The 23,036-nt window shown below is 42.5% G+C and carries 31 protein-coding genes; all 31 read left to right on the top strand.

Annotation, left to right across the window (positions count from 1 at the left end; genetic code table 11):
• Positions 1-36: 36 nt before the first annotated feature.
• The 31 genes from CJ190_RS07265 to secY all read left to right on the top strand — a co-directional run bounded on the left by CJ190_RS07265 (position 37) and on the right by secY (position 23,033).
• Positions 37-894: a pyridoxal-phosphate dependent enzyme gene (locus tag CJ190_RS07265; RefSeq protein ID WP_064292878.1), complete on the top strand. Its 858-nt coding sequence runs from the start codon at positions 37-39 to the stop codon at positions 892-894.
• Positions 895-1,150: 256 nt separating this feature from the next.
• Positions 1,151-2,200 (top strand): tRNA dihydrouridine synthase DusB, encoded by a 1,050-nt coding sequence (gene dusB, locus CJ190_RS07260; RefSeq protein ID WP_064292879.1) that lies wholly within the window; start codon positions 1,151-1,153, stop codon positions 2,198-2,200.
• An 88-nt stretch (positions 2,201-2,288) separates the two neighbouring features.
• A complete protein-coding gene (gene lysS / locus CJ190_RS07255) occupies positions 2,289-3,791 on the top strand; it encodes a lysine--tRNA ligase (RefSeq protein WP_064292880.1) in 1,503 nt (500 codons plus the stop codon).
• A 346-nt stretch (positions 3,792-4,137) separates the two neighbouring features.
• Positions 4,138-5,829, top strand: coding sequence for a hypothetical protein (locus tag CJ190_RS07250; protein ID WP_064292990.1), 1,692 nt, complete (start codon positions 4,138-4,140; stop codon positions 5,827-5,829).
• 326 nt (positions 5,830-6,155) lie between these two features.
• Positions 6,156-6,569 (top strand): 30S ribosomal protein S12, encoded by a 414-nt coding sequence (gene rpsL, locus CJ190_RS07245; RefSeq protein ID WP_013669654.1) that lies wholly within the window; start codon positions 6,156-6,158, stop codon positions 6,567-6,569.
• 26 nt (positions 6,570-6,595) lie between these two features.
• Positions 6,596-7,066, top strand: coding sequence for a 30S ribosomal protein S7 (rpsG, locus tag CJ190_RS07240; protein ID WP_013668505.1), 471 nt, complete (start codon positions 6,596-6,598; stop codon positions 7,064-7,066).
• A 102-nt stretch (positions 7,067-7,168) separates the two neighbouring features.
• Positions 7,169-9,262 (top strand): elongation factor G, encoded by a 2,094-nt coding sequence (fusA, locus tag CJ190_RS07235; protein ID WP_013669335.1) that lies wholly within the window; start codon positions 7,169-7,171, stop codon positions 9,260-9,262.
• A 136-nt stretch (positions 9,263-9,398) separates the two neighbouring features.
• Positions 9,399-10,583, top strand: a complete 1,185-nt coding sequence (gene tuf, locus CJ190_RS07230; protein ID WP_060778677.1) for an elongation factor Tu — start codon at positions 9,399-9,401, stop codon at positions 10,581-10,583.
• Positions 10,584-10,761: 178 nt separating this feature from the next.
• Positions 10,762-12,177, top strand: coding sequence for a L,D-transpeptidase family protein (locus tag CJ190_RS07225; RefSeq protein WP_064292991.1), 1,416 nt, complete (start codon positions 10,762-10,764; stop codon positions 12,175-12,177).
• Positions 12,178-12,587: 410 nt separating this feature from the next.
• The gene (rpsJ, locus tag CJ190_RS07220; RefSeq protein ID WP_013668846.1) at positions 12,588-12,896 is read left to right on the top strand and encodes a 30S ribosomal protein S10; all 309 of its coding nucleotides are present in this window, start codon (positions 12,588-12,590) and stop codon (positions 12,894-12,896) included.
• 45 nt (positions 12,897-12,941) lie between these two features.
• The gene (gene rplC / locus CJ190_RS07215; RefSeq protein WP_013669423.1) at positions 12,942-13,577 is read left to right on the top strand and encodes a 50S ribosomal protein L3; all 636 of its coding nucleotides are present in this window, start codon (positions 12,942-12,944) and stop codon (positions 13,575-13,577) included.
• 22 nt (positions 13,578-13,599) lie between these two features.
• Entirely contained in the window at positions 13,600-14,223 is a 624-nt protein-coding gene (gene rplD, locus CJ190_RS07210; RefSeq protein WP_064292992.1) for a 50S ribosomal protein L4, read from the top strand.
• Complete coding sequence (rplW, locus tag CJ190_RS07205; protein ID WP_060778673.1) at positions 14,223-14,525, top strand: 50S ribosomal protein L23; 303 nt, start codon at positions 14,223-14,225, stop codon at positions 14,523-14,525. The genes rplD and rplW overlap by 1 nt, the downstream gene beginning before the upstream one ends.
• Positions 14,526-14,536: 11 nt before the next feature.
• A complete protein-coding gene (gene rplB / locus CJ190_RS07200; protein WP_064292993.1) occupies positions 14,537-15,373 on the top strand; it encodes a 50S ribosomal protein L2 in 837 nt (278 codons plus the stop codon).
• Positions 15,374-15,407: 34 nt separating this feature from the next.
• Entirely contained in the window at positions 15,408-15,686 is a 279-nt protein-coding gene (rpsS, locus tag CJ190_RS07195; protein WP_013668682.1) for a 30S ribosomal protein S19, read from the top strand.
• Positions 15,687-15,708: 22 nt separating this feature from the next.
• Positions 15,709-16,065, top strand: coding sequence for a 50S ribosomal protein L22 (rplV, locus tag CJ190_RS07190; RefSeq protein ID WP_013669907.1), 357 nt, complete (start codon positions 15,709-15,711; stop codon positions 16,063-16,065).
• A gap of 3 nt (positions 16,066-16,068) precedes the next feature.
• Complete coding sequence (rpsC, locus tag CJ190_RS07185) at positions 16,069-16,719, top strand: 30S ribosomal protein S3 (RefSeq protein WP_013668835.1); 651 nt, start codon at positions 16,069-16,071, stop codon at positions 16,717-16,719.
• 2 nt (positions 16,720-16,721) lie between these two features.
• Positions 16,722-17,150, top strand: coding sequence for a 50S ribosomal protein L16 (gene rplP, locus CJ190_RS07180; RefSeq protein WP_013669835.1), 429 nt, complete (start codon positions 16,722-16,724; stop codon positions 17,148-17,150).
• Entirely contained in the window at positions 17,143-17,337 is a 195-nt protein-coding gene (rpmC, locus tag CJ190_RS07175) for a 50S ribosomal protein L29 (RefSeq protein WP_013670083.1), read from the top strand. Before rplP ends, rpmC begins: the two co-directional genes overlap by 8 nt.
• A 32-nt stretch (positions 17,338-17,369) precedes the next feature.
• Positions 17,370-17,636 carry a 30S ribosomal protein S17 gene (rpsQ, locus tag CJ190_RS07170; RefSeq protein WP_013668808.1) on the top strand — a complete coding sequence of 89 codons (267 nt, stop codon included), beginning with the start codon at positions 17,370-17,372 and terminating at the stop codon, positions 17,634-17,636.
• 27 nt (positions 17,637-17,663) lie between these two features.
• Positions 17,664-18,032, top strand: coding sequence for a 50S ribosomal protein L14 (gene rplN, locus CJ190_RS07165; RefSeq protein ID WP_013669368.1), 369 nt, complete (start codon positions 17,664-17,666; stop codon positions 18,030-18,032).
• A 27-nt stretch (positions 18,033-18,059) separates the two neighbouring features.
• Positions 18,060-18,368: a 50S ribosomal protein L24 gene (gene rplX, locus CJ190_RS07160; protein ID WP_060778672.1), complete on the top strand. Its 309-nt coding sequence runs from the start codon at positions 18,060-18,062 to the stop codon at positions 18,366-18,368.
• Positions 18,369-18,393: 25 nt separating this feature from the next.
• Entirely contained in the window at positions 18,394-18,936 is a 543-nt protein-coding gene (rplE, locus tag CJ190_RS07155) for a 50S ribosomal protein L5 (RefSeq protein WP_013669078.1), read from the top strand.
• 18 nt (positions 18,937-18,954) lie between these two features.
• Positions 18,955-19,140: a type Z 30S ribosomal protein S14 gene (locus CJ190_RS07150; RefSeq protein WP_041705886.1), complete on the top strand. Its 186-nt coding sequence runs from the start codon at positions 18,955-18,957 to the stop codon at positions 19,138-19,140.
• A gap of 29 nt (positions 19,141-19,169) precedes the next feature.
• Positions 19,170-19,568 (top strand): 30S ribosomal protein S8, encoded by a 399-nt coding sequence (gene rpsH / locus CJ190_RS07145; protein ID WP_060778671.1) that lies wholly within the window; start codon positions 19,170-19,172, stop codon positions 19,566-19,568.
• A gap of 34 nt (positions 19,569-19,602) precedes the next feature.
• Entirely contained in the window at positions 19,603-20,142 is a 540-nt protein-coding gene (rplF, locus tag CJ190_RS07140) for a 50S ribosomal protein L6 (RefSeq protein ID WP_064292994.1), read from the top strand.
• 42 nt (positions 20,143-20,184) lie between these two features.
• Positions 20,185-20,550 carry a 50S ribosomal protein L18 gene (gene rplR, locus CJ190_RS07135; protein WP_064292995.1) on the top strand — a complete coding sequence of 122 codons (366 nt, stop codon included), beginning with the start codon at positions 20,185-20,187 and terminating at the stop codon, positions 20,548-20,550.
• A 20-nt stretch (positions 20,551-20,570) separates the two neighbouring features.
• Entirely contained in the window at positions 20,571-21,077 is a 507-nt protein-coding gene (gene rpsE, locus CJ190_RS07130; RefSeq protein ID WP_013668649.1) for a 30S ribosomal protein S5, read from the top strand.
• Positions 21,078-21,088: 11 nt separating this feature from the next.
• A complete protein-coding gene (rpmD, locus tag CJ190_RS07125) occupies positions 21,089-21,271 on the top strand; it encodes a 50S ribosomal protein L30 (protein WP_013669956.1) in 183 nt (60 codons plus the stop codon).
• Positions 21,272-21,294: 23 nt separating this feature from the next.
• Positions 21,295-21,735, top strand: coding sequence for a 50S ribosomal protein L15 (gene rplO / locus CJ190_RS07120; RefSeq protein ID WP_013669395.1), 441 nt, complete (start codon positions 21,295-21,297; stop codon positions 21,733-21,735).
• Positions 21,735-23,033, top strand: a complete 1,299-nt coding sequence (gene secY, locus CJ190_RS07115; RefSeq protein WP_064292996.1) for a preprotein translocase subunit SecY — start codon at positions 21,735-21,737, stop codon at positions 23,031-23,033. Before rplO ends, secY begins: the two co-directional genes overlap by 1 nt.
• Positions 23,034-23,036 lie beyond the last annotated feature (3 nt).

Raw genomic sequence — 23,036 nt, 5'->3', positions numbered from 1 at the left:
TAATAAATGCCAGAAGCTGATGAAGAGGTGTGTAAAATGGTAGAAAAACTGGATAATTTGCTCTTGACCATTGGAGAGACTCCACTGATTAAATTACAGCGGTCAGTTCCTTATCAAGCAGCGGATGTTTATGTCAAATTAGAAAAGCAAAATCCCACTGGTCACATCAAAGACCGTTCCTTATTAAATCTGTTGGAAGTCTATGAAGAGAGAGGCGACCTAACCAGTGGGACGACGCTAGTGGTCTGCGCTGACTTTGTCACTATTCGTTCCTTGGCTTGCCTAGCGGCGATTAAGGGTTATGATGGCGACTTCTTCCTCAACGAAGTGGTCAGTGAGGCTGACTTGAAAACACTGCGTGAATACGGTATGACCATTCATCCTCTCAGCGATCCTGACAAAGTCACTGAGCAAAGACAAGCTGCCATTGAAAGTGGCCAAAAAGAAGAAACACTCTTGCTTCATCCTGATAGTGACTATGCCTGCTCGGTGGTCCACCAGCTGACTACGGGACCGGAAATTATTGAGGCCTTAGACGGGAAAGCTCCGAATGCCTTTGTCTCGGCGGTATCAACAGGAGCAAGTCTCTCTGGTATCGGCCGGGCCCTCAAAGAAGCATCGGAAAAGACCGCCATTTATGCTGTGGAAACAAGTGGTCAATCAAGCTTAAATGATCTTGACATGGCTAGCGACTTACCCCTCCTAGATACCAGTCTCTTTGCTGAGATTATCCGGGTCCAAGACGGCCGCGCTTATCAAGAACAAGAGTGGCTAAAGGTCAATGAAGGCCTTGAAGTCGACTTCCAATCTGCCCTAGCCATTACTGGAGCGATTGCCCTTGCCGAACGCCTCGGCCGGGGACATAAGGTAGTCACCATAGCTAATGGGCGGTAAGATAAAGGATGTGAGGACGCCGTCAGAGACTTGAATTGGTGGAGGAAAATACCATAAGCACAGGAATCTGTGCGTTGGCATTTTCTGAAGCAACTTCAAGGCTGGCGTACGAACTCAACTAGAAAGAGTGCGACAGTCACACTAAAGGACGAAATTAAAGAAAGAAAAAGGGCTGAGGCTTTTGTCTCTGCTCTTTTCTTCTGCCGTTTTTTCTGATAGAATCATTTGGTGTGTCTATAATTAGAAAGGGAGTACTATGATCAAAATCGGCAATATTGAAATCACAAACCCCATTGCGGTCGCTCCGATGGCTGGTGTCTCTAACGCCGCCTTCCGAACCATTGTCAAGGCCCAGGGAGCGGGACTGGTTGTTTGTGAAATGATTTCTGACCAAGGGATTCATTTTAGAAACAAAAAGACCCTATCCATGCTGCATATTGAGGATGAAGAGTGGCCGCTTTCCGTGCAGATCTTTGGCGGTCAGGCCGACTCCTTAGCTGAAGCGGCCCAATTTATTGAAGCTAATACCAAGGCTGCCATCATTGATATCAACATGGGCTGCCCGGTTAATAAAGTGGTGAAGACCGATGCGGGATCAAAGGCGCTCTTAGATCCTAATGAGGTCTATAAGCGGGTAAAGACGGTTGCCGATGCAGTTTCTATCCCAGTCACAGTGAAAATGCGGACGGGTTGGGACGATGACCATATCCTAGCCGTGGAAAATGCCCTGGCAGCCCAAGAAGCTGGTGCGAAGATGATTGCTATGCATGGTAGAACCCGGGAGCAAATGTATACCGGTAAGGCTAACTGGGACATTATCAAGCAAGTCAGTCAAAAGCTCTCGGTGCCTTTCTACGGCAATGGAGACATCCGAACTCCCGAAGAAGCCAAGTACGCCCTCGACAATTATGGGGTTGATGGCGTCATGGTCGGACGCGGTTGCCTAGGTAACCCCTGGGTAATCCACCGCATGGTCCATTATGTGGAGACCGGGGAACTCCTCCCTGAAAAAACCGGTCTGGAGCGGATTGAAGCCTGCAAGGACCACTTGACCCGACTGGTTGACTTAAAAGGGGAAAGTGTTGGAGTCCGTGAATTTCGTTCCATGGTGGCTTATTATCTCAAAGGAATCCCTCGTTCGGCTAAGGTCAAGGTGGCCTGTACCCAGGCTGATTCCTACCAAGAAGTCGTTGACCTGTTAAACGATTTCGCTAAGGCAACCAAAGAACGCGAAAAGGCCCCTAAACGGAAACGTCTATCACGTGAAGAACGTTTAGCACAAAGAGAAGCTGCTAAAAACCGGTAAATAGTATAGAATAAGAGGGAAGACCAAAAAACATGCCTGAAGGGCTGTTTTTAATAGAATGAAATAAAATAGTATGGGAGTGTCGATAATGGCAAAGGAAAACCAAAAGCATGAAGCGATGAATGACCAAATGCAAGTCCGTCGCGAAAAAGTAGATGAATTAATAGAAAATGGCTACCAACCATTTGCGAAAGGCTTCAAGCGCGATGCCCTCGCTCAAGAAATCCATGACCAGTATGAAGCTTTTGACAAGGATGAACTGGCTGATAAGGCAGTTTTTGTTAATATTGCTGGCCGCCTCATGACAAAAAGAGGGAAGGGACGGGCAGGTTTTGGTCATATCCAAGATGGGTCTGGTCAAATTCAAATCTATGTTCGTAAAGACGAAATTGGCGACAAGGATTATATGGATATCTGGAAGAAGGCTGACCTCGGTGATATTATCGCTGTTTCAGGTTATGTGATGCGGACCAATACCGGGGAATTATCGGTTAAGGCAGAAGAATTAAAACATCTAACCAAGGCGCTGCGTCCCCTTCCTGACAAATACCATGGTTTACAAGACAAGGAACAAATCTACCGTCAACGCCATTTGGACTTGATTACTAACCGGGAGAGCTATGACCGCTTTGTTACCCGGTCAAAGATCATCAGTGAAATCCGTCGTTTCCTTGACCAACGTGGCTATTTAGAAGTGGAAACCCCAGTTTTACATAACATTCCTGGGGGAGCAAATGCCCGTCCTTTCGTTACTCACCATAATGCTTTAGACATTGATTTATACCTACGTATTGCTTTGGAACTCCACCTCAAGCGCTTAATCGTAGGAGGAATGGAAAAAGTTTATGAAATTGGTCGGGTCTTCAGAAATGAAGGGATTGACCACACCCACAATCCTGAGTTCACCTTGTTGGAACTCTATACTGCTTATAGCGATATGTGGGACGTGATGGACTTAGTCGAAGAATTATACCACCATATTGCTAGCCAAGTGGTGGGATCAACCACTATTCCTTATGGGGACCACCAATTAGACTTTTCTGGTCAATGGCGCCGGGTCCACATGGTTGATGCTATTAAAGAGGCGACCGGGGTCGACTTCTGGCAAGAAATGACCGATGAAGAAGCGCGTCAGCTAGCTAAAGACCACCATGTTGAAGTCAAAGACACAGATGACTTTGGCAAGGTAGTTAACGAATTCTTTGAAACTTTTGTGGAAGAAACCCTAATTCAACCAACCTTTGTTTATGGTCATCCTAAGTCAATTTCACCATTGGCACGGGCCAATGAAGAAGATAGTCGCTTTACTGACCGCTTTGAAGCCTTTATTGCTGGAGCGGAAGCAGGGAACGCCTTTACTGAATTGACTGACCCAATTGACCAACGGCAACGTTTCGAAGCTCAAGTCAAGGAAAGAGAACTTGGTGACGATGAAGCCCAACACATGGATGAAGACTTCGTGGAAGCCCTAGAAACCGGGATGCCACCAACGGGCGGTCTAGGAATTGGGATTGACCGTTTGGTAATGATCTTCACCAACTCCGACTCTATCCGCGACATCCTACTCTTCCCAACCATGCGTAATAAATAAAACAAGAGAGTGCGACAAGCGCAAAAAGAGGGAGAGAGCTACGCATACTATATCTGTAACTCGCTTTGCTTCGAACAGCTATAGCGATTGGAAGAAGTACGCCGTAAATCCTCAAAGAGAATTTGCAAGGACTTCTGAAATGGAGCTCAGCTCGCGCTTGGAGCAGGTTTGAAAAGAGGCTGAGTTTTTGCACCAGCTGATCTGATAGAAGTCTTAGGCTGCTTGATTTTCACTAAATGGAAGATGAAGCAGCCTTTTTTTATTGGTATAATTAAGTCAAACAATACTTATAGATAAATAACGATGAAGAGACGCCCGAATAAAAGTTACTTGAGGAGGAAAGTTTATGAAAGACGTTACCCATTCAGAAAAAGAAGGTCAAAAGAAAAAAAGTCGCTTGAGAAGATTGCGCTGGGGCTTACATGCTGGTGCTCTCTTGATCCTACTCGGCTACTATTATTTTTACCTACCTCCTTTGAACTATGCCTCCATGGCTTTTTGGGCCTTTCTTGGCATCGGGGCTTTACTCTTCTTTATTGCTGAAGCGATCTATGATAGTGAGCTAAAACGAACTCAGCGCCAGAAGGCTCGGCAAGCTAATCTCGGCCAGCGTTTGCGGTCTGCCTTTAGTCAAAAAGACCGGCCCAAGCGTAAATATCGGCTTCTTTTTGCTGGACTAGGGCTTGCACTACTTGCCTATCTGGCTATCCAGGTGATTTATAGTCCCTTGTTCATGGCTGACCGCTATGCTCACATGATCGAGCTGGATAAGAAGGGTTTTAAGGAAGACTTTCCAGAAACTGATGTGAGCCAGATTCCCTTAATTGACCGCGATACAGCTGCCTTATTAGGAAACCGACGCTTGGGCGAACTTTCTGAATTGGTTTCTCAGTTTGAAGCAGCCCCTGACTATACGCAGATTAATATTCAAGGCCATCCCTACCGGGTATCCCCCTTGGAATATGCTGGTTTTTTCAAGTGGTTGAATAATTTTAGGCAGGGGATTCCTAACTATATCCAAGTCGATATGGTCTCAGGAGATACTAAATTAGTGGACTTAGAAAACACCATGAAATACACCAATGATGATCTCTTCTTCCGCAATGCTAAACGGGTCTTGCGTCTACGCTATCCCTTTGCCATTTTTAACCAACCCTCCTTTGAGGTCGACGACCAAGGGCATCCCTACTATGTGGCGACCACTTATGGTAAGCATTTTATAGTTAAGGAGCCTGAACCTACAGGAGTGGTCTTATTGGATGCGGTAAGTGGGGAGACCCAGCACTATCAACTGGACCAAGTTCCCGGCTGGATTGACCGAGTCTATTCTTCCGACATCATCCTCCACCAACTGCAGATGAACGGGAAATACCGGGGCGGCTTTTGGAATGCCTTATTTGCTAAGACGGGTGTGACCAAGCCTACAGCAGGCTATAATTACTTGCCGATGAACGATGACATCTTCCTTTATACCGGGGTCACTTCTGTGGCTCAGGATGCTTCAAATATCGGCTTTGTCTTGGTTAATATGCGGACCAAGGAGACTAGTTTCTATCCCTTGACCGCGGCTGAGGAAATGTCAGCCATGAAGTCTTCGGAAGGGTCTGTCCAAGAAAAAGGCTACCAAGCAACTTTCCCACTCTTAATTAATTTAAAGGGCAATCCCATGTATATCTTGTCTCTAAAGGACCAGGCCGGATTGATCAAGCAGTATGCCTTAATTGATGTCAATAACTATCAAAATGTGATCATCGCTCAGTCAGTCCCTGCTTTGATTGAAGACTATGCCAAGGCTAGTGGCGCCCATTTTGAAGAAGTCAGCCAAATGGAAGACCTTAAAACCATTGAAGGTAACTTAGACCGAATCGCTGCTGTAGTCAAAGAGGGCAATTCAGTCTATTACTTGAAGATCGATGGCAGTATCTACCAAGTCCCCATTCAACTTAATGAAGAGCTTCCCTTCCTAGTGCCCGATACGGCGGTTAAACTCCAAGTCAAAGAGGACGGCCAGGTAGAGAAAATGGAAATCCTTGATTAGTTGTTTAGTATAATAATGTAAAAGCCGGAATTCCGGCTTTTTTGGTGTATTTTTTCTTATTTCTATCTCTATTGATCTAAAAGAGGAATTTTTGAATGAATTTGTTGACATTAGATCCAAAGGGTGGTAGAGTATTTAAGGTGCTTTTTGTATACAGATTCCTGTAAACAAAATACAGTCGTGCTGACTGATACATCATGGCACAACATAAATCACCAATAATCGATTCACTAGGTGTCGATTATTTCTTTTTTGTAGTAGATGACACACCAGGATGTGTGGCTTTAAAATGAAAACAGAAGAATTGGAAGGAGGAATAATAGTAAATGCCTACTATTAACCAATTATTACGTAAACCTCGTAAATCTAGCAAGGCAAAATCAAATTCACCTGCTTTGAACAGAGGTTATAACTCAATGAAAAAACAACCTACCCGTACCAACTCTCCTCAGAAGCGTGGAGTATGTACTCGTGTAGGGACAATGACACCTAAGAAACCTAACTCAGCCTTACGTAAATACGCTCGTGTGCGTTTATCCAACATGGTTGAAGTAACTGCTTATATTCCAGGAATTGGACACAACCTTCAAGAACACAGTGTCGTACTTATTCGTGGTGGTCGTGTTAAGGACTTACCAGGGGTTCGTTACCACATCGTTCGTGGCGCTTTAGATACCGCTGGTGTTGAAAACCGCCGTCAAAGTCGTTCTAAATACGGAACCAAAAAACCTAGAGACTAAGATTAAATCAGAAAGGAGGGCATTGGATGCCTCGTAAAGGACATGTTGCAAAACGTGATGTATTGCCAGACCCAATTTACAATTCAAAAATGGTTACTCGCCTAATCAGCCAAATCATGGTTGACGGTAAACGTGGTAAAGCAGCAACCATCTTATACAATGCTTTTGATATTATTAAAGAAGAAACTGGAAATGACGCTATGGAAGTTTACCAAGAAGCACTTGAAAACATTTCTCCAGTTCTAGAAGTTAAAGCGCGTCGTGTTGGGGGTGCTAACTACCAAGTGCCTATGGAAGTTCGCCCAGAACGCCGTCAAACTTTAGCTCTTCGTTGGCTCGTTCAAGCAGCTCGTAACCGTGGTGAAGGAACCATGAACGTTCGTTTAGCGCGTGAAATCATGGACGCTGCTAACAACACCGGTGCTGCCGTTAGAAAACGTGAAGAAACCCACCGTATGGCTGAAGCCAACAAAGCTTTCGCTCACTTCCGCTGGTAATAATTTTTCCTGCTTTATTAGTGGAAATTTCCTAGTACGGCAGGTATTATAAGTGAGGACAAGTTTTTATTCTATTTTAAAGTAAAGGAGAGTTATTCAAAGATGGCTAAAAGAGAATTCCCTCTTGAAAAAACAAGAAACATCGGAATTATGGCCCACATCGATGCCGGTAAGACAACCACGACTGAACGTATCTTGTACTATACCGGTAAAATCCACAAAATTGGTGAAACCCACGAAGGGGCTTCCCAAATGGACTGGATGGAACAAGAACAAGAACGTGGGATTACGATTACTTCTGCAGCAACAACTGCACAATGGAAGGGTTATCGAGTAAACATTATCGACACCCCAGGGCACGTGGACTTCACAGTTGAAGTTGAACGTTCCTTACGTGTTCTTGACGGTGCCGTAACCGTTCTTGACGCTCAATCCGGGGTAGAACCTCAAACAGAAACTGTTTGGCGTCAAGCTGATACCTACCATGTTCCACGTATCGTATTTGCTAACAAGATGGACAAGATCGGTGCTGACTTCTTATATGCTGTTGACACCATCAAAGACCGCTTAGGAGCAAATGCTCACGCAATCCAATTACCTATTGGTGCTGAAGATAATTTCACTGGAATCATTGACTTAGTTAAGATGAAAGCTGAAATTTATGAAGACGAAATGGGTCAAGTGATTGATGAAGAAGATATTCCAGAAGAATATCAAGAACTTGCTGAAAAATGGCGTACTGACCTTGTTGAAGCAGTTGCAGATACTGACGAAGACTTAATGATTGCTTACCTAGAAGGTGAAGAAATCACTGAAGAACAATTAAAAGCTGCTATCCGTAAAGCAACCTTGAACTTGGAATTCTTCCCAGTATTATGTGGATCTGCCTTCAAGAACAAAGGGGTTCAATTAATGCTAGATGCAGTTATTGACTACTTACCTGCACCTACTGACGTTCCTCCAATTGAAGCAGAACGCGCAAACAACCCAGATGAAACCTTTGAAGTTCGTGCAAACGATGACTCACCATTCTCAGCATTAGCCTTCAAGGTTATGACAGACCCTTATGTTGGTCGTTTAACCTTCTTCCGCGTTTACTCAGGAACTCTTGAAGCTGGTTCTTACGTGCTGAACGCTACTTCTGACACCCGTGAACGTGTCGGACGTATCTTATTGATGCACGCTAACTCTCGTTCAGAAGTTGAAGAAGTCTTCTCTGGTGACATCGCTGCTGCGGTTGGTTTGAAGAACACCACAACTGGTGACACCCTCTGTGATACCAAGAACCCAATTATTTTGGAAAGAATGGAATTCCCAGAACCTGTTATCGAAGTGGCTATCGAACCAAACACCAAGGCTGACCAAGATAAGATGCAAATTGCTTTGGGTAAATTAGCTGAAGAAGACCCAACCTTCCGTGCAAGTACCGACCATGAAACTGGTCAAACCATTATTGCCGGTATGGGTGAGTTGCACTTAGACATTATCGTTGACCGTTTGAAACGTGAATTCAACGTTGAAGCAACTGTTGGTGCTCCTCAAGTGTCTTACCGTGAAACCTTCACTAAACAAACACAAGCCCAAGGTAAGTTTGTTCGTCAATCTGGTGGTAAAGGTCAATACGGGGACGTATGGATCGAATTTACCCCTAACGAAGAAGGTGCCGGTTTCGAATTCGAAGACGCTATCGTTGGTGGGGTTGTTCCTCGTGAATACATCCCTTCAGTTGAAGCTGGTTTGAAAGACGCTATGGAAAATGGTGTCCTAGCAGGCTTCCCATTAGTTGACGTGAAGGCTAAGCTATATGATGGTTCTTACCACGATGTCGACTCCAGTGAAGCAGCCTTCAAGGTTGCCGCTTCTCTTGCATTACGTAATGCAGCTAAAGATGCTGGCGCTGTAATCCTTGAACCTGTGATGAAGGTTGACATTGTTGTTCCTGAAGACTACTTAGGCGATGTTATGGGACATGTTTCCGCACGTCGTGGCCGTATCGAAGGACAAGAACCACGCGGTAACGCTTTAACCTTACACTCATTTGTGCCACTATCTGAAATGTTTGGTTACGCAACGACCTTACGTTCAGCAACCCAAGGACGTGGGACATTTACCATGACCTTTGACCACTATGAACCTGTTCCAAAATCTGTCAGTGAAGAAATCATTGCTAAATATGGTAAAGGTTCTGAAGATTAGTCTAAAGGCTTAAAAATCAAGGAAAGATGAGGTAGAGTCCTTGACTTTATCAAGGCCTATCTCATATAATTAAACTACTGAATCTATATACATAAGATAGAAATTTAGTGTTAACTTTTAGGAGGAAAATTATACAATGGCAAAAGAACATTTTGATCGTAGTAAACCACACGTAAATATCGGTACTTTAGGTCACGTTGACCACGGTAAAACCACTTTATCAGCAGCTATCGCTACTGTTTTAGCTAAAAATGGTTTCGGTGAAGCTAAAGACTACGCTGCGATCGATAACGCACCTGAAGAACAAGAACGTGGGATTACTATTAACACTTCTCACATCGAATACGAAACAGCTAACCGTCACTACGCTCACGTTGACTGCCCAGGTCACGCGGACTACGTTAAGAACATGATCACCGGTGCTGCTCAAATGGACGGTGCGATCTTAGTTGTTGCCGCAACTGACGGTCCTATGGCTCAAACTCGTGAACACATCTTACTTGCTCGTCAAGTTGGGGTTCCTTACTTCGTTGTATTCTTAAACAAATGTGATATGGTTGACGATGAAGAATTACTTGAATTAGTTGAACTTGAAGTTCGTGACTTATTAAGTGAATATGGTTTCCCAGGAGATGACGTTCCTGTAATTAAAGGTTCTGCATTAAAAGCTCTTGAAGGCGACGCAGATGCTGAACAAGCTATCTTAGACTTAATGGAAGCTGTTGACGAATACATCCCAACTCCAGAACGTGACACTGACAAACCATTCATGATGCCAGTTGAAGACGTATTCTCAATTACCGGTCGTGGTACCGTTGCTACTGGTCGTGTTGAACGTGGTAAGATCGAAGTTGGTAAAGAAGTTGAAATCGTTGGTTTAGCTGACAAACCTGAAAAAACAACTGTTACCGGTCTTGAAATGTTCCGTAAAACACTTGACTACGCTGAAGCAGGTGACAACGTTGGTGCCTTATTACGTGGTATTACCCGTGAAAACATCGAACGTGGTCAAGTTTTAGCTGAACCAGGTACTATTACTCCACATACCGAATTCAAAGCTGAAGTTTATGTTTTAACTAAAGAAGAAGGTGGACGTCACACCCCATTCATGAACAACTACCGTCCACAATTCTACTTCCGTACAACTGACATTACCGGTGAAGTTATCTTACCAGAAGACACACCAATGGTAATGCCTGGTGACAATGTTACTATGGAAGTTAAATTAATTCACCCAATCGCTATTGAAGAAGGTACTAACTTCTCAATCCGTGAAGGTGGCCACACTGTTGGTGCCGGTGTTGTTTCTGAAATTCTTTAATTTTTAGAACATGCCAAGAAAAAGAGCTCATCCGAGCTCTTTTTTCATTTTAAAAATAATTTTAGAACTAAATGGTTTACAAAACAGGTAATTGTCGGTATTTTATTAATAGTTATTTACTAAATTAAGACAAATTGTTAGAGAAAAAAGGAAAACAACTTGTCGGGGAGGAAAAGATATGGCTAGTAAGCATAGTGGAAAAAAGGGCTTTTTAATTGCTCTGGTAACAGTGATCAGTGTCTTAGCACTGGTTTATTTAGGAGGGAGCTACTATTATCAAGGACACTTCTTGCCAGAAACGGTGATGGCTGCAACAGATATTAGTCACCAAAGCCCAGACGAGGCAGAAAGTCGCCTCAAAGACAAGCTATCCAACTTAGGGGTTAAGATCACGGAAAAAGATCAAGTGATTAAGGAAGTCAAACCCCAAGATATAGGGGTTCAATTTAATATCAGTTCTTCCCTAGAACAGCTCTTAGACCAACAAAACGCTTGGAAATGGCCTTTAGCCTGGTTTAACCAAGACCATGGCGTTCTAGCAGTTGAAGAAAGTAAGAATAATGATGCTGCCCTTAAGGAATTAATTAATGACTTAGCGATTAATAATGCTGAACGCCAAGCTCCCACTAATGCCCAAGTGGTGGTCGACCAGGCCAATAACCAATTAAGCATCAAAAAAGAAAGTAAAGGAAACCAAGTTTCAAAGGAAAAGTTAGGCCAATTGATTCAAACGGCTATCGACCAAGGGCAAGATCAGGTGAAGTTGGAGGATGCTTACTTAGAGCCTCAAGTGAAGTCCGACGATCCCGAAATACAAAAGCAGATGGAGCAATTCAATAAGATTTCTTCCATGAAGCTAGCCCTTAATATCGAAGATAAAGACTATCCGATCGACCCAGCCACCATTCAAAGTTGGCTGATCGTCCAAGCAGATTCTTCTCTAGATGTTGACCGCTCTAAGATTTCTGCTTACCTACAAGAGTTGAACCAAAAAGTTTCGGGCTTATTGAACCCACATGAATTTAAGTCGACCATGTCAGGGACAGTGACCATTTTCCCTGGAATTTATGGCTGGTATATTGATCGTGACCGGGCCGTAGAAGAAGTGGCCCAAGCGGTCTTAGCCGGTGAGGATAAGAGTTTTGAACCAAGTATTGCCGGCCAAGGCTACAAGGTTGATAATTTCTTTGGGGACACTTATATTGAAGTCGATATCCCTAACCAAAAGCTATTCCTCTATGAGAATGGCCAACTGAGTCTGGAAACCGATGTGATCACTGGTCAAGACAAGTCGCCGACGATTCCGGGTGCCAATGAAATCTGGAATATGGAGTCGCCAAGTATCCTAAGAGCCAATTCACCAATCACAGGGATTCCTTATGAGCAACCAGTGGATTATTGGATGGCCTTTGACTACCATGCGGAAGGCATCCATGATGCCAAGTGGCAACCGGCCTTTGGGGGTCAACTCTACCGCAACATGGCAGGGTCCTATGGCTGTGTCAATACCTCAATCAATGTTATGCCAACCATATTTGCTAAATCATACGTGGGTATGCCAGTGGTCATCTTTAATGAGGAATCGCTCCATTAATGGCTAAGTCATTTCATCGAAGATAAATTGACATCTTATATAGTAGAAACCGGGTCAAAACTTTAAAATGACTCGGTTTCTTTTTTGTTTGTAAAGCAAGGGTTGGCTTATTTTCTAGCGATTAGGTTTATATATAGATCTGTCTGGGGAGGTCTGAAATAATAGGGTAGATAATCCAATTTTTTGGCGATTTTTTTAAAAAAGTAAGCGAAAACCCTTGATATCACATCGACATGTCTGTATAATTGTAAGAGTGCTGTAAATTCCAGGGGTTACTATGCCCTGGGGTCAAAACAGCCCAAGCTTTGAAGTATGAGGTTGCGACACACCCGGGAGCTTTGCCAAGAGGGTGGAGCCGGTCTTTCATATGGAGCTAGTCAATCGTAGAATTATGACGAGGAGGAAATATAATGGCAAAACAAAAAATTCGTATCCGCTTAAAGGCTTATGAACATCGTGCGCTAGATCAATCCGCACAAAAAATTGTAGATACCGCTAAACGTACAGGAGCACAAGTAGCAGGGCCAATCCCACTACCAACTGAACGCTCAATCTTCACCGTGATCCGTGCAACTCACAAGTACAAAGACTCACGGGAACAATTCGAAATGCGTACACACAAACGCCTAGTGGATATTGTTAACCCAACACCTAAGACAGTCGACGCTTTAATGAAACTCGACTTACCAAGTGGTGTGGACATCGAAATCAAACTTTAATTTAGTTAACCAATTTTTAAAAAATAATTTTATGGAGGTGTAATCATGACTAAAGGAATCTTAGGTAAAAAAGTAGGTATGACTCAGTTCTTCACTGAATCTGGCGAATTAGTACCAGTTACTGTTATCGAAGCTCAAGCTAATGTTGTTTTACAAGTGAAAACTTTGGAAAACGATGGTTACGAAGCTGTTCAATTAGGTTTCGACGACAAACGTGAAGTTCTTGCCAATAAACCTGAACAAGGTCATGTAGCAAAAGCAGAAACTACTCCTAAGCGCTTCATTCGCGAATTCAAAGATGTTGAGCTAGGAGAATACGAAGTAGGTAGCGAAGTAAAGGTGGATATTTTCCAAGAAGGCGACATCGTTGATGTAACTGGAACCTCTAAAGGTAAAGGTTTCCAAGGCGCGATCAAACGTCATGGTCAACAACGTGGTCCTATGTCTCACGGTTCTCACTACCACCGTGCTGCTGGATCAATGGGTATGGCTTCAGATGCTTCCAAAGTCTTCAAAGGTAAAAACTTACCAGGACAAATGGGTGGCAACACTGTAACCATTCAAAACTTAGAAATCGTTAAAGTGATGGCAGACAAGAATGTTATCTTAGTAAAAGGTAATGTTCCAGGTGCTAAAAAATCACTCGTTGAAATCAAGACAGCTGCTAAATCAGCTGAATAATTGAGGAAGGAGGAAGAAAATAATGGCTAAAATCAACTTATATAAACAAGATGGTTCACAAAACGGCGAAATTGAAGTAAAAGACGATATCTTCGCTATCGAACCAAACGAAACCGCAATCTTTGATGTTATTTTGATGCAACGCGCTTCCCGTCGCCAAGGAACACACGCAGTGAAAAACCGTTCCGCTGTTAGTGGTGGTGGACGTAAACCATGGCGTCAAAAAGGAACCGGTCGTGCTCGTCAAGGTTCTATCCGAGCTCCTCAATGGGTTGGTGGTGGACGCGCATTCGGTCCTACCCCACGTTCATACAGCTACAAGTTACCTCGTAAGGTACGTCGCTTAGCTTTACGTTCTGCATTATCACGCAAGGTGAGCCAAGACAACTTAGTAGTTGTTGACGCACTTAGCTTAGATGCACCAAAGACCAAAGAATTCAAAAACATTCTCGAAAACTTAAATGTTAACGAAAAAGTCTTAGTAGTTGTTGATAAAGACAACACTAACGCCCACTTATCTGCACGTAACTTAAACAATGTTACCGTAGTTGATGAAGATAACGTGAACGTTTACGACTTAGAAAACCATGTGAAAGTGCTTATGACTCAATCAGCTCTTTCTAACGTAGAGGAGGTACTTGCATAATGAGTGCTCAAGATATTATTCTACGCCCAATCATTACTGAAGCTTCAATGGAAGCTATGGATGACAACAAGTACACTTTTGAAGTAGCTACTGACGCTAACAAAACTCAAGTGAGACAAGCTGTTGAAGAACTTTTCCAAGTAAAAGTTGTTAAAGTAAACATCCTTAATGTACGTGGCAAGTTAAAACGTATGGGACGTTATGCAGGTTATACCCGCAAACGTCGCAAAGCCATTGTCGAAGTTGCCGAAGGTCAATCAATTGAAATCTTCCCAACAACTGATGAAGATTCTGAAGAATAGGAGGAATTAACGTGGCGATTAAAGTTTATAAAGCGACAACTAACGGACGTCGTAATATGTCAGGTTCCGATTTTTCCGAAATCACCAAGAAAACACCTGAAAAAAGCTTATTAGCTAAACAATCCAGAAGAGCTGGACGTAACAACCAAGGTCGTATCACTGTTCGTCACCATGGTGGTGGACACAAACAAGCTTACCGTTTAATCGACTTCAAACGTAACAAAGATAACGTTGAAGGCGTGGTTAAGGCTATTGAATACGATCCAAACCGTTCCGCTAACATCGCATTAATCCATTATACTGACGGGGTTAAAACCTACATCATCGCACCTAAAGGTTTACAAGTAGGTACCCGTATTCAATCTGGTGCTGACGCTGATATCAAAGTAGGTAATGCTTTACCACTTAAGAATATCCCAGTTGGTACTGTGGTCCACAACATCGAAACCAAACCTGGTAAGGGTGGCCAATTAGTTCGTGCCGCTGGTACCAGTGCTCAAGTTTTAGGTAAAGAAGACAAATATGTCCTAGTAAAATTAAACTCTGGTGAAGTACGTTTTATCTTAGGTACATGCCGTGCTACTGTTGGTTCTGTTGGTAATGAACAACATGAATTGATTAACAGCGGTAAAGCTGGACGTAGTCGCTGGTTAGGTAAACGCCCAACTGTTCGTGGTTCCGTAATGAACCCTAACGATCACCCACACGGTGGTGGTGAAGGTCGTGCACCAATCGGACGTAAGGTTCAAATGACCCCATGGGGCAAACCAGCTCGTGGTATTAAGACTCGTGATAAGAACGCACGTAGCAATAAATTAATTGTACGTCACCGTAGCAAGAAACGTTAAACTAACTAGATCTTGACGAAAGGAGCCAGAGTAAATGAGCCGTAGTATTAAAAAAGGACCTTTTTGTGACGAACACTTAATGAAAAAGGTTCAAGAACAACAAGACAACGATAAAAAACAAGTAATCAAAACATGGTCCCGTCGTTCAACAATCTTTCCTAACTTCATTGGTTTAACGATTGCTGTTCACGATGGACGTAAACATGTTCCAGTTTATATTCAAGAAGACATGGTTGGGCACAAATTAGGTGAATTTGTTCCTACCCGTACTTACCATGGTCATGCTGCAGACGACAAGAAGACACGTCGTTAATGCGAGAGGAGGAAAATAAATAATGGCAGAACAAGTTTTATCTGCAAAAGCTACTGCGAAAACAGTTAGAATTCCAGCCCGTAAAGCGCGCTTAGTAATTGACTTAATTCGCAACAAGAGCGTTGGCGAAGCAATCGCTATTCTAAAAAACACCCCTCGTGCAGCTAGTCCTGTGATTGAAAAGGTGTTAATGTCAGCTGTTGCTAACGCAGAACACAATTCAGACTTAGATGTAACTAAATTATATGTCAGTGAAGCCTATGTGAATGAAGGGCCAACCATGAAACGGTTCCGTCCACGTGCTAAAGGCGCAGCTTCACGTATCAATAAACGCACCAGCCACATTACTGTTGTGGTAAAAGAAGCAGAGGAGGAGTAATTAGTGGGTCAAAAAATTAATCCAACCGGTTTACGTATCGGGGTCATTAAAGACTGGGATGCACGCTGGTTTGAAGAAAAAGATTATGCCAACACGTTACATGAAGACTTAGCTGTCCGTGATTATATTGAAGACGCGCTAAAAGATGCTTCAATCTCACAAGTTGAAATTGAACGTGCAGCTAACAAGGTAAACATCAATGTGCATACGGCTAAACCAGGGATGGTTATCGGTAAAGGCGGTAGTGAAGTAGAAAAACTCCGTAAAGACCTTAACCAATTAACCGGTAAACGCGTACACATCAACGTTATCGAAGTTAAACAACCTGACTTAAGTGCAGAATTAGTCGGCGAAAACATCGCTCAACAATTAGAAAACCGTATCGCTTTCCGTCGTGCCATGAAACAAGCCATTCAACGCACCATGAAAGCAGGCGCTCAAGGTATCAAAGTCCAAGTATCTGGCCGTTTAAACGGTGCTGATATGGCTCGTACCGAAGCATTAGACGAAGGAACTGTTCCACTACATACCCTACGTGCTGATATTGATTATGCCTGGGTAGAAGCAGACACCACCTATGGTAAAATTGGTGTTAAAGTTTGGATTTGCCGTGGAGAAGTTCTTCCAACAACTAATAATCAAGAGGAGGAATAATCGTGTTAGTACCTAAACGTGTTAAACATAGACGTGAGTTCCGCGGAAAAATGCGTGGAGAAGCTAAAGGCGGTAAAGAAATCGCCTATGGTGAATATGGCTTACAAGCATTAGATTCTAAATGGATCACCAACCGCCAAATCGAAGCAGCCCGTATCGCGATGACACGTTATATGAAACGTGGAGGGAAAGTATGGATTAAAATCTTCCCTCACAAACCATACTCCGCCAAAGCCATTGGTGTTCGTATGGGTTCCGGTAAAGGTGCTCCAGAAGGCTGGGTAGCTCCTGTTAAACGCGGAAAAATTTTATTTGAAATTGCAGGGGTGCCTGAAGAAGTTGCTCGCGAAGCGCTACGTCTTGCCGCCCACAAATTACCAATTCGTTGTAAGATTGTCAAACGTGATGTAGGTGGTGAATCGAATGAATAAATTTTCTGAATTAAAAGATCTTTCCGTGGCTGAATTAAACGCAAAGGAACAAGAATACAAACAAGAGTTATTCAATTTACGATTCCAATTGGCAACCGGTCAATTAGAAAATACTGCGCGTATTAAACAAGTTCGTAAACAAATTGCTCGTATTAAAACAGCATTGCGTCAACAAGAACTCGCGTAAAACGTTAATCAGTAAAGGAGGATATTAAAGAAATGGCAGAAAAACGTAATCACCGTAAAGTTCTACAAGGACGCGTTGTTTCCGACAAAATGGATAAGACGATCGTTGTCCAAGTAGACACATTTAAATTCCATCCAACATACAAAAAACGTATTTCGTATTCCAAGAAATATAAAGTACATGATGAAAAGAATTCAGCAAAAGTAGGCGACACCGTTAAAATTATGGAAACCCGTCCACTATCTAAGGATAAATATTTCCGTCTAGTTGAAATTGTTGAAAAATCAGTTATTATTTAACGCTAACTGGAAGGAGGATACTAGAAGATGATTCAAACAGAAAGTCGCTTGAAAGTTGCTGATAACTCAGGAGCACGTGAAGTCCTATGTGTCAGCGTTTTAGGTGGTTCAGGTCGTAAAACAGCTAACATCGGTGACGTTATTGTATGTACAGTAAAACAAGCTACACCCGGTGGCGTTGTTAAAAAAGGTGATGTGGTAAAAGCTGTTATTGTTCGCTCCAAGAGTGGAACACGTCGTGCTGATGGTTCATACATCAAATTCGATGAAAATGCCTGTGTAATTATTCGTGATGATAAAACACCACGTGGAACTCGTATCTTTGGACCAGTAGCTCGTGAATTACGTGAAAACAACTATATGCGTATTATTTCACTCGCTCCAGAAGTACTTTAATCATATTGAAAGAGAGGTGTCCAAAAGATGCGTATTAAAACAGGTGATAAAGTAGAAATTATTGCTGGTAAAGACAAAGGCGTTCAAGGAACAGTTTTAAAAACTTTCCCTAAGAAAGATCGCGTGCTCGTTGAAGGCGCAAACTTAGTGAAGAAACACCAACGTCCATCCCAAGCAAATCCACAAGGCGGCATCATCGAAGAAGAAGCTGCAATTCATGTATCAAATGTCCAATTAATTGATCCAGAAACCAACGAAAAGACCCGCGTTGCCATTGAAGAACGTGACGGCAAACGTGTTCGTGTGGCTAAAAAATCTGGCAAAGCCTTAGATTAATCAAGGAAGGAGGAACTAACAGATTATGGCTAATCATTTAAAAGAAAAATACAATAACGAAGTAAAGAACGCTTTAATTGAAAAGTTTAACTATACTTCTCCAATGCAAGTGCCAAAAGTTGACAAGATTGTTTTAAATATGGGTGTCGGCGACGCTGTCTCCAACTCAAAAAATCTTGAAAATGCAGTTGAAGAATTAACCAAGATCTCTGGTCAAAAACCAATTATCACCAAGGCAAAGAAATCAATTGCTGGTTTCCGCTTACGTGAAGGTATGCCTATTGGTACCAAAGTTACCTTACGTGGTGAACGTATGTATGACTTCTTAGACAAGTTAATTAATGTTTCACTTCCTCGTGTTCGTGACTTCCGCGGAATTAGTAAACGTTCCTTTGATGGACGTGGTAACTACACCTTAGGTATTCGTGAACAATTAATCTTCCCAGAAATCGACTTTGATGAAGTTGATAAAGTTCGTGGTTTAGACGTTGTTATCGTAACTACCGCAGAATCTGATGAAGAATCAAGAGAATTATTGGCACAATTAGGAATGCCATTCCAAAAATAGTACAAGGAGGCGAACGGTTTGGCTAAAAAAGCAATGATCGAAAAGAATAAACGTAAACCTAAGTATTCAACACAGGCTTACACACGTTGTGAACGCTGTGGCAGACCCCACTCTGTTTACCGTAAGTTTAAATTATGCCGTATTTGTCTTCGTGAACTTGCCCATAAAGGACAACTTCCAGGGGTCAAGAAGGCTAGTTGGTAATCAAGTAATATAAAGGAGGGTGTACTTAGATGGTCATGACAGATCCAATTGCGGACTTCCTAACTCGTATTCGTAACGCTAACCTAGTGCGTCATGAAACAGTTGAAGTTCCAGCTTCAAAAATGAAAGAAGCAATTGCTAAAATCTTAGAAGAACAAGGCTATATCAAAGGCTATGAAGTCTTAGAAGACGACAAACAAGGGATTATCCGCGTATTCATGAAATACGGTGCCGATAACCAACGTATCATCACAAACTTACGCCGTATTTCTAAACCAGGATTACGTGTTTACGCAAAAAGTGATGAAATTCCTAAAGTGTTGAACGGTTTAGGAATTGCCATTGTTTCAACATCTGAAGGTGTTGTTACTGACAAAGAAGCACGCCAAAAGAACATTGGTGGCGAAATTCTTGCCTACGTATGGTAAGAGAGAAATCATTATAGAAAGAGGTGCAGCCTAGATGAGTCGTATTGGTTATAAACCAGTTGCCGTACCAAGTGACGTAACCGTATCTGTTGACGGTTCTACTGTTACTGTTAAAGGCCCTAAAGGTGAATTAACACGCGAATTCAATCCATTGATTAAAATCGCTCAAAACGAAGAAAATGAATATACTTTTGAACCAGTTAACCAATCAAAAGAAGCCCGTTCTATGCATGGAACGTCTCGTTCATTATTCTATAACATGGTATTAGGGACCCACGAAGGTTTCTCTAAACAATTGGAACTATCCGGGGTTGGTTACCGTGCTCAATTACAAGGTAAAAAACTTGTCTTACAAGTGGGATTATCCCATCCAGTAGAATTTGAAGCACCAGAAGGTATTGACTTTGAAGTTCCAAGTAATACTGAAATCAAGATTAATGGTGTTGACAAAGATAAAGTTGGCGAATTAGCTGCTAAAATCCGTCAAGTACGTAAACCAGAACCTTACAAGGGTAAAGGGATTAAATACGCTGGCGAACACATTATCCGTAAAGAAGGTAAAACTGGTAAGTAATAAGCTTACGGTACTTTACCTAATAAAAATAACAATTAAGAGGTGACAAAATTGATTAGCAAACCAGATAAAAATGCATTACGTCAAAAACGTCATGCACGTATTCGTCGTAATCTTTCTGGAACAGCAGAGTGCCCACGCTTGAGCGTTTACCGCTCAAATAAACACATCTACGCTCAATTAATTGATGACGTAGCGGGTGTTACGCTTGCAAGTGCCTCTGATGCCAATTCAGAATTAAATAAAGGAAGCAAAACTGAAAATGCCCAAGCAGTTGGCCAAGCCATTGCTGAACGCGGTAAAGCAGCAGGAGTTACTGCAGTAGTCTTTGACCGTGGGGGTTACCAATATCACGGCCGTGTCAAAGCCTTAGCAGAAGCCGCTCGTGAAAATGGATTAGAATTCTAAGCAAAGGAGGATACCTAAACATGGCAAAAGATTTCGTTCAAATTGATGACAAAAAAATTGAAGATCGCGTTGTTGCTATTAATCGAGTAACCAAAGTTGTTAAAGGTGGTCGCCGTATGCGCTTTGCAGCCTTAGTGGTTGTTGGTGACGGTGAAGGTCACGTTGGTTTTGGTACTGGTAAAGCATCAGAAGTGCCTGCAGCAATTAATAAAGCGATTGAAAATGGTAAGAAAAACATGATCGCGGTTCCACTTGCTGGTACAACTATTCCACATGAAGTCATTGGTAAATTCAATGGTGGTCGTGTTATGCTTAAACCTGCTAAAGTCGGTTCTGGGGTTGCCGCTGGTGGTCCAATCCGTGCCGTTGTTGAATTAGCCGGTATTGCTGATATTACTTCAAAATCTCTCGGATCCAATACACCAATTAATATGGTTCAAGCAACTATCCAAGGTCTGGCTGAATTAAAAGACCCTAAAGAAGTTGCTCAATTACGTGGTAAATCCGTACAAGAACTATTAGGTTAGGGGGACAAACCATGTCAGAAGTAAAAATTACTTTAAAGAAAAGTTTAATTGGTCGCAAAGAAGATCAAATTAGAACAGTAAAAGCACTAGGTTTAAAACATGTTGGCTACAGTGTTGTAAAGACACGCGATGAAGCAATTAATGGTATGATTAATAAAGTAGCCCACCTAGTCTCTGTTGAAGACGTAAAATAATATCTAAAGGAGGTGCAGACTAGATGGCATTACATGAATTACAACCCGCAAAAGGATCTCGTCATTCACGCAAACGTGTAGGTCGTGGATCAGGGTCAGGTTGGGGTAAAACCTCTACCCGTGGTCAAAAAGGACAATTAGCACGTTCCGGTGGACGTACTCGTCTAGGCTTCGAAGGTGGACAAACTCCACTTTACCGTCGTATCCCTAAACGTGGTTTCACCAACATTAACCGTAAGGAATATGCGATTGTTAATATCGAAGACTTAAATGTTTTTGAAGACGGCTCAGAAGTTTCAGCTAATGAATTAGCTGAAGCAGGTTTAATCAAGAAGGAAAAAGCTGGCGTTAAAATTTTAGGACAAGGTAACTTAGAACGTAAGTTAACAGTAAAAGCTGCTAAATTCTCAGCGTCTGCAAAAGAAGCTATTGAAGCCGCTGGGGGAGTTTGCGAGGTGATCTAATGTTTAGCACCTTGAAACAAGCCTTCAAGGACAAAAATATTAGAGGTCGAATCTTCTTTACTCTATGGATGTTAATTGTCTTTAGAATCGGCTCACATATTACCGTTCCCTTTGTTAATGCTGGAGCGGTATCGACTTTAGCAAATTCGGGCCTATTCGGCTTGTTAAATACCTTTGGTGGTGGAGCCTTAGCGAGTTACTCCATCTTCTCCTTAGGTGTTTCACCCTACATTACTGCTTCGATTGTTATCCAGCTCTTGCAGATGGAAATTGTTCCATCATTTACCGAGTGGTCCAAGCAAGGGGAGGTAGGGCGTCGGAAGTTAAATAAATGGACGCGTTACTTTGCAGTAGCGATCGCTTTCTTTCAATCATTAGCATTGTCTTTAGGGTTTAACTCATTAGCCCAATTTGGTTTAATTCAAAACCCAAGTACGACAACATACTTATTCATTGCCTTGATTATGACAGCTGGATCCATGTTTGTAACCTGGATTGGGGAGCAAATTACCCAATATGGGGTAGGTAACGGAACCTCATTGATTATTTTTGCAGGGATCGTTTCACGCGTCCCTACAGAAATTGTCGCTTTTGTAAGTTCCAAACTTCTCAAGGTGGAAGGCAACGCCTTGGTTCAAAATGGCCTATTGGCATTGGCCTTTATCCTGATAATGATCCTAATCATTACCTTTGTGGTCTTTATCAACCAGGCTGAACGCCGGATTCCGGTGCGCTATTCTAAACGGGCCAATAGTGCTAACCAACGTGCTCACCTACCATTGAAAATCAATTCAGCTGGCGTTATCCCAGTGATCTTTGCCAGTTCCTTAATCATGGTTCCGCAAACGATCTTGAATTTCTTTAGAGCTTCTCACGGAGAGGCTGAATGGTTTAAACTCGTCTCACGGATCTTTTCACTACAAGATCCTTTAGGAATTACCCTATATGCGGTGACGATTATTCTGTTCACTTTCTTCTATGCCCATATTCAAATCAATCCAGAACGAGTGGCTGAGAACTTCCAAAAATCAGGTGCCTACATTCCTAGTGTTCGTCCTGGTTTAGCGACTGAACAGTTTATTTCAACGGTTCTCAATCGTCTAAGTTTCTTTGGTGCACTGTTCTTAATGGCCATTGCAACCGCGCCTTTAGTGCTATCGTATGTCTTAGATATGTCACAAAGAGTCGCTTTAAGTGGGACTAGCTTGTTGATCGTTGTCGGAGTCGCATTAGATACCTATAAACAAATTGAAGGACGTTTAATCAAACATCGTTATATTGGATTCATTCGTGAATAGGAA

This window comes from Aerococcus loyolae, assembly GCF_002871915.2.
Lineage (GTDB): Bacteria > Bacillota > Bacilli > Lactobacillales > Aerococcaceae > Aerococcus > Aerococcus loyolae.
The sequence above is the reverse complement of the archived record's forward strand: the minus strand, read 5'-3'. Positions and strand labels throughout refer to the sequence as shown.